Annotated in this window: 14 protein-coding genes and 1 pseudogene; 2 read left to right on the top strand and 13 right to left on the bottom strand. The window is 70.0% G+C overall.

Annotated elements, in window-relative coordinates; all coding sequences use genetic code 11:
• Positions 1 to 10: 10 nt before the first annotated feature.
• The 10 genes and pseudogenes from nuoE to mqnC all read right to left on the bottom strand — a co-directional run.
• A pseudogene (gene nuoE / locus HNR73_RS24310) lies at positions 11 to 691 on the bottom strand (NADH-quinone oxidoreductase subunit NuoE); the annotation flags it as partial.
• Positions 692 to 812: 121 nt separating this feature from the next.
• Positions 813 to 2,147 carry an NADH-quinone oxidoreductase subunit D gene (locus HNR73_RS24305; RefSeq protein WP_184789916.1) on the bottom strand — a complete coding sequence of 445 codons (1,335 nt, stop codon included), beginning with the start codon at positions 2,145 to 2,147 and terminating at the stop codon, positions 813 to 815.
• The gene (locus HNR73_RS24300; RefSeq protein WP_184789915.1) at positions 2,144 to 2,866 is read right to left on the bottom strand and encodes an NADH-quinone oxidoreductase subunit C; all 723 of its coding nucleotides are present in this window, start codon (positions 2,864 to 2,866) and stop codon (positions 2,144 to 2,146) included. The genes HNR73_RS24305 and HNR73_RS24300 overlap by 4 nt, the downstream gene beginning before the upstream one ends.
• Positions 2,863 to 3,528 (bottom strand): NuoB/complex I 20 kDa subunit family protein, encoded by a 666-nt coding sequence (locus HNR73_RS24295; RefSeq protein WP_184789914.1) that lies wholly within the window; start codon positions 3,526 to 3,528, stop codon positions 2,863 to 2,865. Before HNR73_RS24295 ends, HNR73_RS24300 begins: the two co-directional genes overlap by 4 nt.
• A 5-nt stretch (positions 3,529 to 3,533) precedes the next feature.
• Complete coding sequence (locus HNR73_RS24290) at positions 3,534 to 3,899, bottom strand: NADH-quinone oxidoreductase subunit A (protein WP_184789913.1); 366 nt, start codon at positions 3,897 to 3,899, stop codon at positions 3,534 to 3,536.
• 22 nt (positions 3,900 to 3,921) lie between these two features.
• Positions 3,922 to 5,205 (bottom strand): geranylgeranyl reductase family protein, encoded by a 1,284-nt coding sequence (locus HNR73_RS24285; RefSeq protein ID WP_184789912.1) that lies wholly within the window; start codon positions 5,203 to 5,205, stop codon positions 3,922 to 3,924.
• A gap of 191 nt (positions 5,206 to 5,396) precedes the next feature.
• Positions 5,397 to 6,107 carry a demethylmenaquinone methyltransferase gene (locus HNR73_RS24280; RefSeq protein WP_184789911.1) on the bottom strand — a complete coding sequence of 237 codons (711 nt, stop codon included), beginning with the start codon at positions 6,105 to 6,107 and terminating at the stop codon, positions 5,397 to 5,399.
• 121 nt (positions 6,108 to 6,228) lie between these two features.
• On the bottom strand, positions 6,229 to 8,109 hold the full coding sequence (locus HNR73_RS24275) for a COG1361 family protein (protein ID WP_184789910.1): 1,881 nt from the start codon (positions 8,107 to 8,109) through the stop codon (positions 6,229 to 6,231).
• 190 nt (positions 8,110 to 8,299) lie between these two features.
• Positions 8,300 to 9,577, bottom strand: coding sequence for an amidohydrolase family protein (locus HNR73_RS24270; protein WP_184789909.1), 1,278 nt, complete (start codon positions 9,575 to 9,577; stop codon positions 8,300 to 8,302).
• Between the two features lie 27 nt (positions 9,578 to 9,604).
• Positions 9,605 to 10,792: a cyclic dehypoxanthinyl futalosine synthase gene (mqnC, locus tag HNR73_RS24265; RefSeq protein WP_184789908.1), complete on the bottom strand. Its 1,188-nt coding sequence runs from the start codon at positions 10,790 to 10,792 to the stop codon at positions 9,605 to 9,607.
• Positions 10,793 to 10,883: 91 nt separating this feature from the next.
• Between mqnC and HNR73_RS24260 the strand changes: the two genes are divergently transcribed.
• The gene (locus HNR73_RS24260) at positions 10,884 to 11,366 is read left to right on the top strand and encodes a hypothetical protein (RefSeq protein WP_184789907.1); all 483 of its coding nucleotides are present in this window, start codon (positions 10,884 to 10,886) and stop codon (positions 11,364 to 11,366) included.
• Here the strand turns inward: HNR73_RS24260 and HNR73_RS24255 are convergent.
• Positions 11,363 to 12,313, bottom strand: coding sequence for a glycoside hydrolase family 191 protein (locus HNR73_RS24255; RefSeq protein ID WP_203686706.1), 951 nt, complete (start codon positions 12,311 to 12,313; stop codon positions 11,363 to 11,365). The two genes, HNR73_RS24260 and HNR73_RS24255, sit on opposite strands and share 4 nt — an antisense overlap.
• A 110-nt stretch (positions 12,314 to 12,423) precedes the next feature.
• Between HNR73_RS24255 and HNR73_RS24250 the strand changes: the two genes are divergently transcribed.
• Positions 12,424 to 13,203 carry a VOC family protein gene (locus HNR73_RS24250; RefSeq protein WP_184789906.1) on the top strand — a complete coding sequence of 260 codons (780 nt, stop codon included), beginning with the start codon at positions 12,424 to 12,426 and terminating at the stop codon, positions 13,201 to 13,203.
• A 42-nt stretch (positions 13,204 to 13,245) separates the two neighbouring features.
• On the opposite strand, the gene HNR73_RS24245 is transcribed toward HNR73_RS24250, so the two are convergent.
• A complete protein-coding gene (locus HNR73_RS24245) occupies positions 13,246 to 13,932 on the bottom strand; it encodes an HD domain-containing protein (RefSeq protein WP_184789905.1) in 687 nt (228 codons plus the stop codon).
• Between the two features lie 68 nt (positions 13,933 to 14,000).
• Positions 14,001 to 15,428: an FG-GAP repeat protein gene (locus HNR73_RS24240; RefSeq protein ID WP_184789904.1), complete on the bottom strand. Its 1,428-nt coding sequence runs from the start codon at positions 15,426 to 15,428 to the stop codon at positions 14,001 to 14,003.
• Positions 15,429 to 15,490: the final 62 nt, after the last annotated feature.

Here is a 15,490-nt window from a genome sequence, read left to right as displayed (position 1 = left end):
TCTTCTCCACACGGATCGGTGTGTTGAGTTCGACGTCGCCGACGGGGGCGGCGACACCGTGCTTCTCGGCCAGCCGGAGCCCGGCGAGGGTCGCCTCGCCGATACCGGTGTCGGCGAGGGCGTCCTTGCGGTCCTCCGACCAGCCCGCGAGCTGCCTGGACAGCTGCTTGAGCGTGCACAGGCGGGCACCGCGCGACGGCTGCGGGAGCTTGCCGTCCTGGAGCTCACGGACGGTCGCCAGCGCCTGCTCGGGGTCGACCTTGTCGTAGAACTCGTAGTTGACCGTCATCACCGGCGCGAAGTCGCAGGCGGCGAGGCACTCGGCGTGCTCAAGGGTGATCTTGCCGTCGGCGGTCGTCTCGTCGTGCCCGACCTCCAGGTACTCGCTCAAGACGTTGTAGACCGTCTGGCCGCCCATCACGTCGCACATGGTGTTCGTGCAGACGCTGACCAGGAAGTCACCGGTCGGCTTGCGCTTGTACATGGTGTAAAAGGTCGACACGGCCGCGACCTCGGCCTTGGTCAGGCCGAGCATCTCGGCGCAGAAGCCGATGCCGTCACCGCTGACGTAGCCGTCCTCCGCCTGCACCAGGTGCAGCATCGGCAGCAACGCCGAGCGGGACTTGCCCTGCGGATAGCGCGCGATGATCTCGCGGGCCTGGGCCTTCAGTTCCTCGTTGTCCAGCAGCATCAGCGATCACACCCACCCATGACGGGGTCCAGCGAGGCACCCATCGGGCACAGCACGTCGGCGATTCGCCCGCCGACGAGCTCAACCCAGTGGGAACCTTCCAAACCGAAAACTTCTGCACTCATCGGTCGCACCCACCCATCACCGGGTCGAGCGAGGCGCCACCCGCAATAACGTCAGCGATGAGCGCGCCTTCGGCCATGGCCGGGATGGCCTGGAGATTGATGAAACTCGGTTCCCGCAGGTGCACCCGGTGCGGCCGGGTCCCACCCTCGGAGACGGCGTGCACGCCGAGCTCGCCGCGGGCCGCCTCGATGGCGGTGTAGACCTGGCCGGGCGGTACCCGGAAGCCCTCGGTGACGAGCTTGAAGTGGTGGATCAGCGACTCCATGGACTGGCCCATGATGTGCTTGACGTGGTTGAGCGAGTTGCCGAGACCGTCGGTGCCCAGCGCGAGCTGCGCGGGCCACGCGATCTTCTTGTCGGCGACCATGACCGGGCCGGGCTCAAGACGCTCGACGCACTGCTCGACGATCCGCAGCGACTGCCGGATCTCCTCCATGCGGACCATGTAGCGACCCCACACGTCGGCGCCGTTGTGCGTGGCGACGTCGAAGTCGTAGGTCTCGTACCCGCAGTACGGCATGGTCTTGCGCAGGTCCCAGGCCAGTCCGGCCGACCGCAGCACCGGGCCGGTCACGCCGAGGGCGAGGCAGCCGGAGACGTCGAGGTAGGCGACGCCCTGCGTGCGCTCCTGCCAGATCGCCGACCCCGACAGCAGGTCCTCGTACTCGCGGAGGTGGCCGGGCATGTCCTTCAGGAACTGCTTGATCTTCGCCAGGCCCTCCGCGGGGAGGTCCTGGGACAGTCCGCCGGGACGGATGTAGGCCATGTTCATGCGCAGACCGGAGGCGGACTCGAAGATGTCGAGGATCTTCTCGCGCTCGCGGAAACCGAAGATCATCATGGTCAGCGCGCCGAGCTCCATGCCCGTCGTGGCCAGCCAGATGAGGTGCGAGGAGATCCGGTTGAGCTCCATCATCATCACGCGGATGGTGTTGGCGCGCTCGGGGATCTGCTCGGTGATGCCGAGGAGCTTCTCGACACCGAGGCAGTAGCCCGTCTCGTTGAAGATCGGCGCGAGGTAGTCGCAGCGGGTCACGAAGGTCGTGCCCTGCGTCCACGTGCGGTATTCGAGGTTCTTCTCGATGCCGGTGTGGAGGTAGCCGACGACGACACGGGCCTCGGTGACCGTCTCGCCCTCCAGTTCGAGGACGAGGCGGAGCACGCCGTGCGTTGACGGGTGCTGGGGGCCCATGTTGACGACGAGCCGCTCCTGGCTGAGCGGGTCGATCGCCTCGGTGACGCTCTCCCAGTCACCGCCGGTGACGGTGAAGACGCGTCCCTCGGTGGTGTCGCGCGAGTCGGCGTACTGGTCTTGGGTTTCGGCGCTCACTTGTACGCCCTCCGCTCATTCGGCGGCGGAATCTCGGCGCCCTTGTACTCGACCGGGATGCCGCCCAGGGGGTAGTCCTTGCGCTGCGGGTGACCCGACCAGTCATCGGGCATGAGGATGCGGGTCAGGTTCGGGTGCCCGTCGAAGACGACGCCGAACATGTCGTAGGTCTCCCGCTCCTGCCAGTCGGCGGTCGGGTAGACGCTGGTGACGCTGTCGACGTGCGGGTCCTCGGCAGTGACGGCGACCTCCAGGCGCACGCGGCGCCGGTAGGTCATCGACGTCAGGTGGTAGACGACGTGCAGGCGGGTGTCGCGGTCGGGATAGTCCACCCCGGACACCGAGTTGCACAGCTCGAAGCGCAGCGACTCGTCGTCGCGCATGACCCGGCAGATGTCGCGGATCGCGTCGGGCGCGACGTGGATCGTCAGCTCCCCGCGGTCGACGACGACGGCCTTGATCGTCTCCTCGGAGATCTCGTCGTGCTCGTTGAGGATGTCGACGACCTCGTCGAAGTACTCGCCGAACGGGCGGGGCGTCGACACCAGCGCCGACGCGGCGGTCGTGTGCCGGACGAGTCCGCCGAAGCCGGAGGTGTCACCGGTGCCGGAGACGCCGAACAGGCCCTTCTGCGAGGACTCCTGCGGCTGGACCCGCTCGGAGAGCTCGGCCGGTTCGCCCGGCGGACGGCTCTCGTTGGGCTGGCTCTTGTCGGTCACCGCTTCCCCTTCCCGGAACGGATCGCCTCACGGTCGGCCATCCATTCGGTGATGCGCAGCTGCTCCTCGCTGCCCTCTTCGACGGCCTCGCGCCACTTGGCGGCCTTGGCCTTGTTGAAGCGGTAGCTCGACGGCATCGAACCGAGGGGCACCGCGGGTGCGTCCTCCTCGGCGACGATCACCCGGCGCTTGTCCCCGAGGGGCTCGGCCTGGACCTTCTCGTGCAGCTTGAGCAGCGCGTCCATCAGCATCTCCGGCCGCGGCGGGCAGCCGGGCAGGTACATGTCGACGGGGACGATGTGGTCGACGCCCTGGACGATCGCGTAGTTGTTGAACATGCCGCCCGACGAGGCGCAGACGCCCATCGACAGCACCCACTTCGGTTCGGGCATCTGGTCGTAGATCTGGCGGAGGACGGGGGCCATCTTCTGGCTCACCCGCCCGGCGACGATCATCAGGTCGGCCTGCCGGGGAGTCGCGCGGAAGACCTCCATGCCGAAACGGCCCAGGTCGTAACGCGCGCTGCCGGACGCCATCATCTCGATGGCACAACAGGCCAGGCCGAAGGTGGCCGGCCAGAACGACGCCTTGCGGCTCCAGTTGACGACACCTTCGACGGTTGTCAGCAGGATGCCGGCGGGGAGCTTTTCCTCTACGCCCATGGTCCCTAATCCCAGTCCAGGCCGCCGCGCCGCCACACATAGGTGTAGGCGACGAAGACGGTGACGATGAACAGAAGCATCTCCACGAACCCGAACATGCCGAGCGAGTCGAAGGCGACGGCCCACGGGTAGAGGAAGACGATCTCGATGTCGAAGATGATGAACAGCATCGCGGTGAGGTAGAACTTCACCGGGAAACGCGAGCCGCCCGGAGGGGTCGGCGTCGGTTCGATACCGCACTCATAGGCTTCCAGCTTCGCCTTGTTGTACCGGCGAGGGCCGATGTAAGGCGCGATCGTCACCGAGAAGAGCGCGAACAGCGTGGCCAGCGTGAAGAGCACGACCAGCGGTACCCACTGCGAAAGCGACATCCCTATGTCCCCTTTGTCCACATCATGCTGACGGTACCGCCTTGCTGAGGGTGTTGATCACACGGTCGTGAAGATCGCCGCCGCGAGTCTCGGTCAGGTTGGCCAGCAACTTGAGCACGAACTTCATCAGCGTCGGGTGGTTCAGGCCGTGCTCGGTGCACAGGCGCATGATCTTCGGGTTGCCGATGAGCTCGACGAAGATCCCGCCCATCCGGTAGTAGCCGCCGAAGCGCCGCTGAAGTTCCTTCGGATACCGGCGAAGGGCTTCCTCGCGTCGCGGTCCGGCCTTACGTGCCAGAGCGTCGGCGGCGATCTCGGCGGCGACCTCGCCACTCTCCATCGCGTACGCGATCCCTTCGCCGTTGAAGGGATTGACCATGCCGCCGGAGTCGCCGACGAGCATCAGCCCGCGAGTGTAGTGGGGCGTCCGGTTGAACCCCATCGGGAGGGCCGCGCCGCGGATCGGGCCGTCGGCGTTGGTCTCCCCGCGCAGGCCCCACTCCTCGGGAGTGGCGTTCAGCCAGTCCTTGAGCATGGCCCGGTAGTCGGTCTTGCCGAAGCCACTGGAGGAGTTGAGTACACCGAGGCCGACGTTGACGCGCCCGTCGCCGAGGCCGAAGATCCAGCCGTAGCCGGGCAGTGCGACCTGGGGGTTGTCGGCGCTGCGCAGTTCGAGCCAGGACTCCAGGTAGTCGTCCCGCTGCTTCTCGGCGCAGTAGTAGTACCGGCGGACGGCGACGCCGATGGGCCGGTCGTCGCGCTTGGCGATCCCGAGCGCGAGCGCCAGCCGGCCCGACACCCCGTCGCAGCTGAGGACCAGCGGCGCCCGATAGGTGACGGGCTTCTTGTCCTTGCCGTGCGTCCCCGAAACGCCGACGACCCGTCCGGCGCGATCCAGGACGGGTTCGAGGACGTTGGTGGCCGTGACGAGTCTGGCCCCCGCGGACACCGCCCGCTGGGCGAGGACGTCGTCGAAGTCGAGGCGCGTACGGGTCAGGCCGTAGCTGGGGTAGGCCGCCAGGGTCGGCCAGTCCATTTCGAGGGTGGTCTTGTTCGTGACAACGCGCAGACCGCGGTTGCGGACCCAGCCGGCGCTCTCGGAGGTGTCGACTCCCATGCGCAGCAGCTGACGCACCGACCGGGGGGTCAGTCCGTCGCCGCAGACCTTCTCGCGGGGGAACTCGGTCTTCTCCAGGAGCAGGACGTCGAGGCCCTGTTTGGCGAGGTAGTACGCCGAGGCGGACCCGGCGGGGCCGGCGCCTACGACGATGACGTCTGCGGTGTCGGTCACGGCGTTGTCGCTCATGACGCGGCGGCCTTTCCGGCGGCCGGGCCGCCGAGGTGGGTCAGTGGTGCGGCGAAGTCTGCCGGGGGCTCGCTCGCGGGCTTACACACTGGGTCCTCTACTAAGGGTGATCGTCTTCTTGTGAATGCGTTCACAAGCTTCCGGCGCGAGTCTAGAACCCTTACCGGAGCGGACATGTACTTAGGTTTGCCTTAGTCAGTACTGCGGGAACTCCCGCCGGGCTTCGTGGCGCGGTGTAGCGCCACGACTCCGCCGGTGAGGTTACGCCAGGCCGCCCGTGACCAGCCCGCGGCACCCAGCAGCCCGGCGAGCTTCGCCTGGTCGGGCCACGCACGGATCGACTCCTGGAGGTACTGGTAGGCCTCCGGGTTGGAGGAGACGACGCGGGCCGCGAGCGGGATGGCCTTCAGCGCGACGTTCTCGTAGGCGAAGCGGAACGGCGCCCACGAAGCGCGGCTGAACTCACAGATAACAATCCGGCCACCGGGGCGCGTGACCCGCAGGAGCTCGGCAAGCGCACGCTCGGTGTTGGGCACGTTGCGCAGCGCGAAGGAGATCGTGACGGCGTCGAAGACGCCGTCACGATAGGGAAGTTCGAGCGCGTTCCCCGCGACGAGGGGGACGCCGCGGTGGCGCCCCGCCCGAAGCATCCCGAGAGAGATGTCGGTGCCGATCGCGTAGGCGCCCTCGGCGGTGTACTCCACAGTGGAGACGCCTGTACCGGCGCCGAGGTCGAGGACGCGGTCGCCGGCCCGAAGGGCGAGCGCCTTGCGCGTGGCCCTGCGCCAGAGGCGGTCCTGGCCGAGCGAGATGACGGTGTTGGTCAGGTCGTAGCGCTTGGCCACGCCGTCGAACATCTCGGCGACCTCGTGCGGATCCTTGGCGAGGGTTGCTCGGCTCATGGGTGCCACTGTGCCACTCGCGGCCGGATCGGCCGGGGGCGGGGTTTTGGGGGGTCCACGCCGCGACGCGAACGGCGCCCCCACCTCGCGGTGGGGGCGCCGTGGTCACGGCTGTGCGCCGTTACTTCTTCTTCTTGCCGTCGCCGGTTCCGGCGTCGCCTTCCGGCGCCTCGTCGGCGTCCGCCTCGGCGGCGGCGGCGGGCTCTTCGGCCTCCGCCTTGGCGACCTTCTCGTCGGCCACGGCGGCGGCCTCGTCCACCTCGGCCTCGGCCTCTTCGGCGGCCGCGGCCGCTTCGTCGGCGTCGGCGCTGCCGGCGGCCGCGGCCTCGTCGGCTTCGACCGCCTTCTCGGCGGCGGCCTCGGCGGCTTCGACGGTCGCGGCCTCCGCTTCGGCGGCCTCTTCCGCGGCCTCTTCGGCGTCGGCGGTCCCGCCACCGGCACCGGCGTCAGGACCGGCCCCCGCGACTCCGGACCCGTCGGGGCCTTCCGCCACGGCGGCGCGGCGCTTGCGGCCGAGCAGCACCAGTGCGCCACCGACGGCGAGCAGCACGGCCGCGGCGATGCCGGCGATCGTCAGGTTCTGCCCGGTCACGGGCAGTCCCCCGCCGCCACCGCTGAGGACGTTGACGACGACCGCGGCGGCGTTGTTCTTCTCGTCGGTGTCGGCGAACCTGGCGACGACCTCGGCCTTGCCGTCCTCGACGGTCCCGCCGTCGATCTTGAGCTTGAAGGTCCCCTTGTTCTCCTTGCCGACGGGGATGGTCGCGTCGGTCGTGCAGACCCACACGCCCTTCGACTGCTCCTTGCAGTCGTCGGGTGCCGACACCACCGACGTGCCCTTGGGCGCGGTGAAGGTGACCTCGGCGCCGCCGGGCGAGTCGGCGGGCCCGTTGTTGCCGACCGCGACGACGACGGAGACCGTCGCGCCGACCTTGCCCTCGGCCTCGGTGGAGGTGACCTTCACGTCGGCGGGGTTGGCGGTGGTGAACACGGCCCAGCTCACGACGTTGTCGCCGGGGGCCTGGTCGTCCTGCTCGTCGGCCTTGGTGAGCATCTGCCCGGAGCCGGCCCCGCGCATCTCCTGCGGTTCGAGCACGCCGAGCGCGGCGGCGGTGGCCGTGGCGTCACCGATGCTCAGCGGGCCGGGCGCGTTCTTCGCCACGGTGATCCGGAAGGGGGTCTCGTCGGCGATCGCGAAACCGTCCTGGTTCTCGGCGAGCTGGTGGTCGTAGGAGCAGTTGGCCTTGCGGCCGTCGGCGCTGTACTCGCAGTTGCCGTAGTCCTTCTCGAAGGACGCGTACGCGGGCAGCGTCAGCGACAGGGAGATCCCGTCGATGGGGGTGTTGCCCTCGTTGTAGACCTGCACGAAGCCGTCCCCGGCGAAGGAGGCGGTCTTGCCGGGGTCGATCGTCATGTCGGTGCCGATGTAGGCGGACACGTCGACGCCGGCGTCCACGACGGTGATCGTGAAGGGCGCGGAGTTGTTCTTCTCGTCGTCGTCGGGAGTCTCCGACTCGACCGACGCGACGCCTTCGACGACGTCGCCCTCGGCGCCGATGCCGTGCTCCAGCTGGAGGAACGCGAGGTTGCTGACCGCGCCCGGGGCGAGGGCGTAGTCGGGCTTGTCGCTGAGGTCGCAGGTGAACACGACGTCACCGGTGGCGGGCGTGGGGGCCGTGTCGCAGAAGTCGCCGGCGCCGGTGAGCTCGTAGCCGTCGGAAGGGTCGTAGTCCTTGATCGCGAAGGTGACCACGGGGTTCTTGGCGGGCTCCGGGCCCTTGTTCTTGACCTCGACGGTGATCATCTTGCGGACGTTCGCGGCGCCACCGGGCGTCGACTCGCTCGACCGGACCTTGACCGACAGGTCGGCGCCGGTCGCCATGGGCTTGACGTCGGGATCGGCGGGCGCGGGCGCGACCGTGGGCTCCCCCGAGGCCGCGGGTTCGGTGCTCGGGTCGGGATCGGCGTAGGCGGGCGCGCTGAGGGCGAACAGCGCCGTCATGGTCGCCGCTGCGCAAGCGGCCGCCGCCGCGCGCGCACCCCCTGATCGTGGTGACCTCATAGGGGGTCCCCCGTCCTCTTTTGAAGAGATGCTGACGCGGCGGAAACATAGCCCCGTCCACAGAGGACGTCCAGCTTAGGGCGGGTCTATCCCAAACCCGTTGATAGCGTCGGTTACCGACCGTGTTCGATCATCCACCGTGGACGATACGGCCGCCGACGGCCGTGGCGACACAGGTTCCGGCGCCCTCGTTGACGAGCGCGGCGTAGGGCGCGCGGGCGTCGGCGGCGGCGAAGACGGCGAAGTCGGCGCGTTTTCCGGGCGTGATCGTGCCGTACTCGGCGAAGCCGCCGAGGGCGCGGGCGCCGCCGGCGGTGGCGGCGGTGAACAGCCAGCGGTCGAGGTCCTCCTCGCCCGATCCCTGCGACAGCGCCATCTCCCGCAGGACGGGCAGTTCGCCGAGGATGTCGAGGTCGGGCGCCGAGGCGAGGGAGTCGGTGCCGACGGCGATGAGGTTGCCTTCGGCGCGGTAGTCGGCGACGGGCGCCCGCCCGCATTCGAGGCGCGCGTTGGAGCGCGCGCACAGGGCCACGGCGGTGTTGTACCGGCGGAGCGCGGCACGGTCGGCGGCGTCGGTGTGCACGCCGTGGGCGACGTGGCAGTCCTCGCCGAGGGCGCCGAGGACCTCGTTCTGCAGCGTCGGGCTGTGCCCGGTGCCGCCGCTGGCGAGGATCTCGAACTGCCAGCCGATCCGGGCGACCATCTCGGCGAACGGCCCGGATCCACTGTGGACGTACAGGCTCTCGGCGGGGCTCTCGGCGACGTGCGGGTGCAGGCGCAGTTTCCGTTCGCGCGCCAGCGCCAGCAGTGCAACCTGCACCGAGGTGCTGAGCGTGAACAGGGTGTGGGGACTGACACCCACGGTCATCCCACCGCCGACCTGACCGATCGCCGCCTCCAGCGCGGCGGTCCACACCGGGCCCTCCACCGCCCAGATGGAGTCGTCCGCCCCGACCACCTCGTAGAAGGCGGTCCCACGCAAGTCCGAGGAGAGGAGGACCTCGAAGGACGCCGCCGGAGTGACCACATCGGACACGGCCGTGACACCGGCCGCGATCGACCGCGCGACCCCGTCGGCCGTCGAGGCCCGCCAGTCCTCGGGCGTCATCGACGGGTTCTGCCGGGCGAAGCCCTGGATCCACTCCGGGAAGGCCAGTCCATTGCCGTAGAAGTCGGCGTAGGCCGAGAAGCACAGATGCGTGTGAGCGTTGACCAGACCGGGCGTGAGCGTCCCGTCCCATTCGCGCACGCGCGCGCCGGGATGCGCGGGCAGCAGCTCGTCGGCCGGGCCCACCGCGAGGACCAGACCGTCGCGGACGATCACCGCGCCGTCGGCGATCGGCTCGCCGTCGACGGGCACGACCACGCGCGCCCGGTGGGCGCTCGTCCCGGAGAGGGGCTCCGTCATGTTCTCGATACCTCTTATACGCGCGGGCTAGTTCTTCGCGAGCTGATCTTCCACGGGCCGGTCACGCTCCAAGATCGGCAGCGCGATCGAGGATACGTGCGAGCGCACCCGGTCGTCCGTCGGGTCGTCGGCCGGAGTCCAGTGCACCGACAGGTGCTCGTAGAGGGTGTTCCGCTGCGCCGGGATACGCCCGGCGGTGCGGATCAGCTCGACCAGCTCGGTCAGCCGCGAACGGTGCTTGGCGCCCGCCGAGGAGATCACGTTCTCCTCCAGCATGATCGACCCGAGGTCGTCGACGCCCATGTGCAGCGACAGCTGACCGGCCGGCTTGCCCGTCGTCAGCCACGACGACTGCAGGTGCGCGACCTCGTCGAAGAACAGCCGCGCGACCGCGATCAGCCGCAGGTACTCCAGGGTCGTCGCCTGCGTGCGGCCCTTGAGGTGGTTGTTCTCCGGCTGGTAGGTCCACGGGATGAACGCCCGGAAACCGCCCGTGCGGTCCTGCACGTCACGGATCATCCGCAGGTGCTCGATGCGTTCGGCGTTGGTCTCGCCGGTGCCCATCATCATCGTCGCCGTCGACTCAAGGCCGTGCCGGTGCGCGACCTCCATGATCTCCAGCCAGCGCTCGCCCGACTCCTTCAGCGGGGCGAGGGCCCTGCGGGGGCGCTCGGGCAGCATCTCGGCGCCGGCGCCGGCGATGGAGTCGAGCCCGGCGGTCTTGATACGGGTGATCGCGTCCTCGATCGACACGCCCGACACCTTCGCCATGTGCCCGATCTCGCTCGGGCCGATGGAGTGGATGACCAGGCCGGGGTATTCGGCCTTGACGGTGCCGAACAGCTCCTCGTAGTACTCCACGCCGAAGTCGGGGTGGTGCCCACCCTGGAGCATGACCTGCGTGGCGCCCAGGTCGACGGCCTCCGCGCACCGGCGGAGGATCTCGGCCATGTCGTGGCTCCAGCCCTCCTTGTGCTTGGGGGCGCGGTAGAAGGCGCAGAACTTGCAGGCCGTGACGCACACGTTCGTGTAGTTGATGTTGCGGTCGATCAGGTACGTGACGATGCCGTCGGGGTAGCGGCGGCGGCGCACGACGTCGGCGGCCTCGCCGAGCGCGTGGAAGGGTGCCTGCTCGTACAGGGCGAGCGCCTCCTCGGGGCTGATCCGCCCGCCGTCGGCCGCGCGCTGCAAAACCTCGTCGATCTCCCGGCTCATGGCCTTGAGGGTACGCGCCGGGCGGGCCGCGCGGCCGGGTCGGGTGTGTGAGCCGGGCCCCGTTGGGGCGGTCCGTCCGTAGACTCCTCCCGTGACCGAAAGCGCCGGGGAAGAGGCCCTCCCGCCCGACGAGTCCGGGGACGAGCCCGACGAGGGATCCTCCCCCGCCGTGGCGTTCCGCAAGGGCGGACCGAAGGCGTTCATGGCCTTGACCTGCGGTTTCCTGGCCTTGTTGTGCTGCCTGGGGAGCTGTGTGGTCGGCGGGTCCTTCGGGCTCATGCGGATGCGCAATCTCGACGACGCCCGTGTCGAGCTGGGCGCTCCGGCGGGCTGGTCGACGAGTGAGGACAGTGCCTGGCCGTGGGCGGCGTACGCGACGATCACGGGCCCGGCCGACGCGCTGGCCTTCGAGTCGTGGCTGACCGCGCGCGGAGCCGAGTACGACTCCGCGGCGGTCGCGTCCTGCCTGGCCGCCGCCGAGGTGTGCGAGCTGGAGTTCGCCGTCGGGGACCGCACGGTCCGGTTGTCCTATCACGGGGGCGACGACGGCCGGGCGGATCTGATCGTCACCTAGGCGGGGCAGGCCGCGCGGATGTCGTCGAGGTCGACGCCGCCGACGTACCCGGCGAAGCCCTCCTCGCGGTAGCCGCCGCACGCGTCGGCGATCTTGGCGGGGTCGTCGGCGTAGTCGACGGCCAGGATGAGCTTCCCGGCGTCGTGGAGGCGCCGGACGGCGGCGAGGTTCTCGGCGCAGAAGCCCTCGGCGCAGGGTTCGTCGGTGGCGAGGTAGTAGAGCTCTTCGACGCCGAGCCCGTCGACGGCGTCGGTGTACCCGGGCAGTTCCTGAAGCTCCGGTGAGTTCTGCGGGAGGATGAGGAAGCCCGGCCGGACCGACTTCGCGTACTCGCTGACGCGGACGATCAGGTCGACCATCTCCCGCGCGAGGGTCTCGCGGGTCTCGCCGGGGACGAGCGCGAGGTCGATCTCCTCGTAGGCGTTGGGGACGTCGAGGTAGGCGCCGTCGAAACCGGCGGCGAGGGCCTGGTCGACGCGGGGTTTCATCGCCAGGGTCCACCAGTCCTCGGTCCAGTACTTCACGAAGTGCTCGTCGGGCCAGTCGCCCCACTGGTTGAGCAGGAGCCCGGCGTCGCCGACCGCGCCGGCCTCGGGACGGTAGTTCTCGATCGAGCCGATCGTGTAGTAGGACAGTGCGAGTTTCCCGCTGCCGCGAACCGTGCCGACCTCGGCGGCCGTCCAGTAGCCGTCGCTCCCGTCGCGCGCGAGGTCGAAGACCGCGGCCTGCCCGGGCGCGGCGGCGATGGCGTCAAGCCCGCTGCCGGCGTTGTCGGCGTAGCCGCTGAGCTGGTAGACCCAGTCGCGCACGACCGGCGGCCCGGCCATCGGCGGGCTCACCGTGACCGGGGCCGGTGCCGAGGGTTCGCCCGCCGCGGGCGGTGGGTTCGAACCGCACGCGCTGAGGGCTAGCGCGGTGGCGGTGCAGGAGAGGAGTATGCGACGCATGGGGTCAGATTAGGCGCGGCGATGCGACTGTTTTGTCAGACCTGTACATGAGGATCCGCCCGATCGGACAGGATCGGCGGTGTAGCTCTCTCCACGTAGAAGGAGCAGTCATGTCCAAAGAGTTCGCCAACGGAGAACCCTCCTGGGTAGACCTCGGAAGCACCGATCTTTCGCAGTCGAAGGATTTCTACGGGCCGCTGTTCGGCTGGGACTTCCAGGACCTGGGGGCGGAGGCAGGGCACTACCACTTCATCATGAGCGACGGTAAGCAGGTGGGCGGCCTCGGGCCGATCATGGAGGAGGGCGCCGAGCCCGCCTGGACCACCTACTTCCAGGTCGCCGACGCCGAGGACACCGCGGCCAGGGTCGCCGACGCCGGCGGCACCGTCCGCTTCCCGCCCATGGACGTCATGGGGCAGAACGCGATCGCCGGGTTCACCGACCCCGCCGGTGGCCAGTTCGCCGTGACCCAGCCCAAACTGCACAAGGGCGCCGAATCCTGGGCCGACGACAACGCCGTCTGCTGGGTCGAGTACTCCGGCGCGGAGATCAAGCAGGCGCTCGACTTCTACCACCGCGTCTTCGGCTGGCGCAGCCAGCAGGCCCCGCAGGCACCCGACATGGAGTACCTCGTGCAGATCGCCGAGGGCGGCGAGCAGATGGGCTTCGGCGGCGCCATGGCCAACCCCGAGCACCCGGCGGGCGCGCCCCCGCTGTGGTACGTCTACTTCGCGACCGCCGACACCGACGCCGTCGCCGCCAAGGCGAGCGACCTGGGCGGCACGCTCATGCTGTCGCCGATGACGATGGAAGGCGTCGGCCGCATGTCGGTCATCATCGACCCCCAGGGCGCGGTCTTCGCGACCCTGACGCCGGAGATGCCGAGCTGACACGTGGAGCGCCCCGCGCGCGGCGGTGTCGCGGGTGGGGCGCTACTCCAACCCGGCGAGCGTGGCCGCGTACTTCGCCGACAGGCGCGTTCGCGTCGTCTCGTCGAGCTGGGCGAGGCGGGCGGGGCTGGAGTTGTGCGCGACGTCGGCCCGCTTCACCAGGACCGCGCCGGGTGTGGCCTTCACGCGCTCCAGGTAGTGCGGCAGCGGCTCGCCCGGCCTCTTCGACAGCGCGTTGACCAGTTCGCGCACGCCGTCGGGGACGCCGAGGTCGGCCAGGTGCGGCAGTGTCGCCGAGGTGTCCTCGACGACGTCGTGCAGCAGGGCCGCCATCTGCTGTTCGAGGCTTCCGCCGTCACGTTTCACGATCGCCGACACGGCCCGCGGGTGCCCGATGTACTCGGCTCCGCTCTTGTCGCGCTGGCCGCGGTGCGCGGCCGCCGCGAGGGCGTCGGCGAGTTCGACGGTGTCGACGGCCGGGGCGGCGAGGTAGGGGTACACCTCGGTCCAGGCCTCGAACTTCTCGGCGCCGTCGGGCAGGACGGCCGCCTCGTCGAGGAAGTGCAGCGCGGCGGCGAGCTGCGCGATGTAGGGGTCGTCCTCGTCGTGGGCGTCGTCGTGGACGAAGGCGTGCACGGCACGGAGCTTCTCCACAATGGACGGTTCGGCCAGTCCGAAGAATCCGGCCTCGGCGGGGGTCCAGTCGGGGTTTTCCGCGTTGACGTGCATGGTCCCAGCCTAGAGGGAGCCCGCTTGGGCGGCGGCGGCCCGACTTGCGCGGACCGCCGCCGTGCGCCTTAGAAGAGGTACTCGACGATCGGGTCGGTGCCTCCGGCGAGGATGTCGCTCCACGGCACGCCGATGACCCGGTAGGGGACGCCGACGGGGGTCGTCGACACGAGCAGCCGGTCCCGGGTCCCGCCGATGTGGTCGGGGGCCAGGAGCATCCCGTCGGGAATCCCGCTGCCGCCGGCCTCCAGCCAGATCGCCGAGGTGCCGAGGGCGGGGTGGAAGACGTGCAGCGCGGGCATGTCGCGGCCTTCGCCGTCCCCGGTCTCCGTGCCCGTGTGCGTCACGATCGCGGGCCCGCCGTCGGTGAGGACCTGGACGACCGTCGACGCGAAGCGGTCGCCGGTGTCGACGGTCCCCGGCACACCGGCCGAGCCCTGGTCGACGGCGAGGTACTCGCCGTAGCCGCCGACGAGGTCGTCGATGTGGAAGGCGTGCAGGCCGCCCGCCCGCGCGTGGTCGCCGATGGCCTCGTCGGGCACACCGACGGCCAGGCTGTGCCGCCCGTCATCGCCGGACGGGACCAGCGACACCGACCAGCCGAAGTGGTCGCCCGTCTCGGGGGTGCCCGTCACGCCGGGCCGGCCCTGGTCGATGGAGTTGAGGGTCGCGGGGGCGGGCCACGCGTTGTTGGGGGTCCCGTCGGGCCTGATCGTGACGAGCTGGACGGCACCGGCCCCGGGGACCGAGCCGACGCCCTCGTGAGGCGTGCCGACGGCGAGGAGGTAGCCGTCGATCGAGACCGACCAGCCGTAGCGGTCGCCGGTCTCGTTCGTGCCGGCGATGTTCGCGCTGTCCTGGTGGAAGGAGACGATCCGCTCGTTGCCGATGACGGTGACCGATCCGGCGTCGGCGACATCGCCGACGTCCTCGCCGGGTGAACCGATCGCGAGCTCGCGCCCGGCCGACAGGGACCAGCCGAAGCGGTCGCCCGCTTCGAGGGTCCCGGGCACGCCGCCCTTGCCCTGGCGGTAGGTGTAGGTGCTGCCGAACTCCAGGCCGGTCGCCGACCCGGGGATCACCCAGATCTCACCGGACTCGGTGGCCGAGCCCGCGCCTTCGAGGGGGGCGCTGATGACGAGCGCGGGGTACTCGTCATAGGGCGAGTTCCACGCCGCCACGGCGTGGCCGAAGCGGTCGCCGGCCTCGGCCGCGCCGGGGATGCCGACGGCGTTCTGGGTGATGAGGACCGAACCGGCCCCGCCGCCGAAGATGACGCGGACGGCGCCCGCCGCGGCGTTGCCGTCGACGGTCTCCTCGGGGTAGCCGGTGACGACGTCGGCGAAGCCGTCACCGTTGAAGTCGGCGCCGGAAGCGACGGGATCCCGCTCGGCGAGGACCGGCGGGGCCGCGCCGGCCGGGGCGGAGAGACCGATGGGGGCCGCGAGGGCGGCGACGAAAAGGCCCGCCAGCGCGAGCGATCTGGAACCACGCATTCTTGCTCCCCGAGTTGTGGCCATGTTCTGTTAACCGACATCACGCGGGGAACGGGACGGCG

Origin of the sequence: Phytomonospora endophytica (genome assembly GCF_014202425.1) — a bacterium.
Taxonomy (GTDB): Bacteria; Actinomycetota; Actinomycetes; order Mycobacteriales; family Micromonosporaceae; genus Phytomonospora; species Phytomonospora endophytica.
This window is presented reverse-complemented; position numbering and strand designations above follow the sequence as displayed.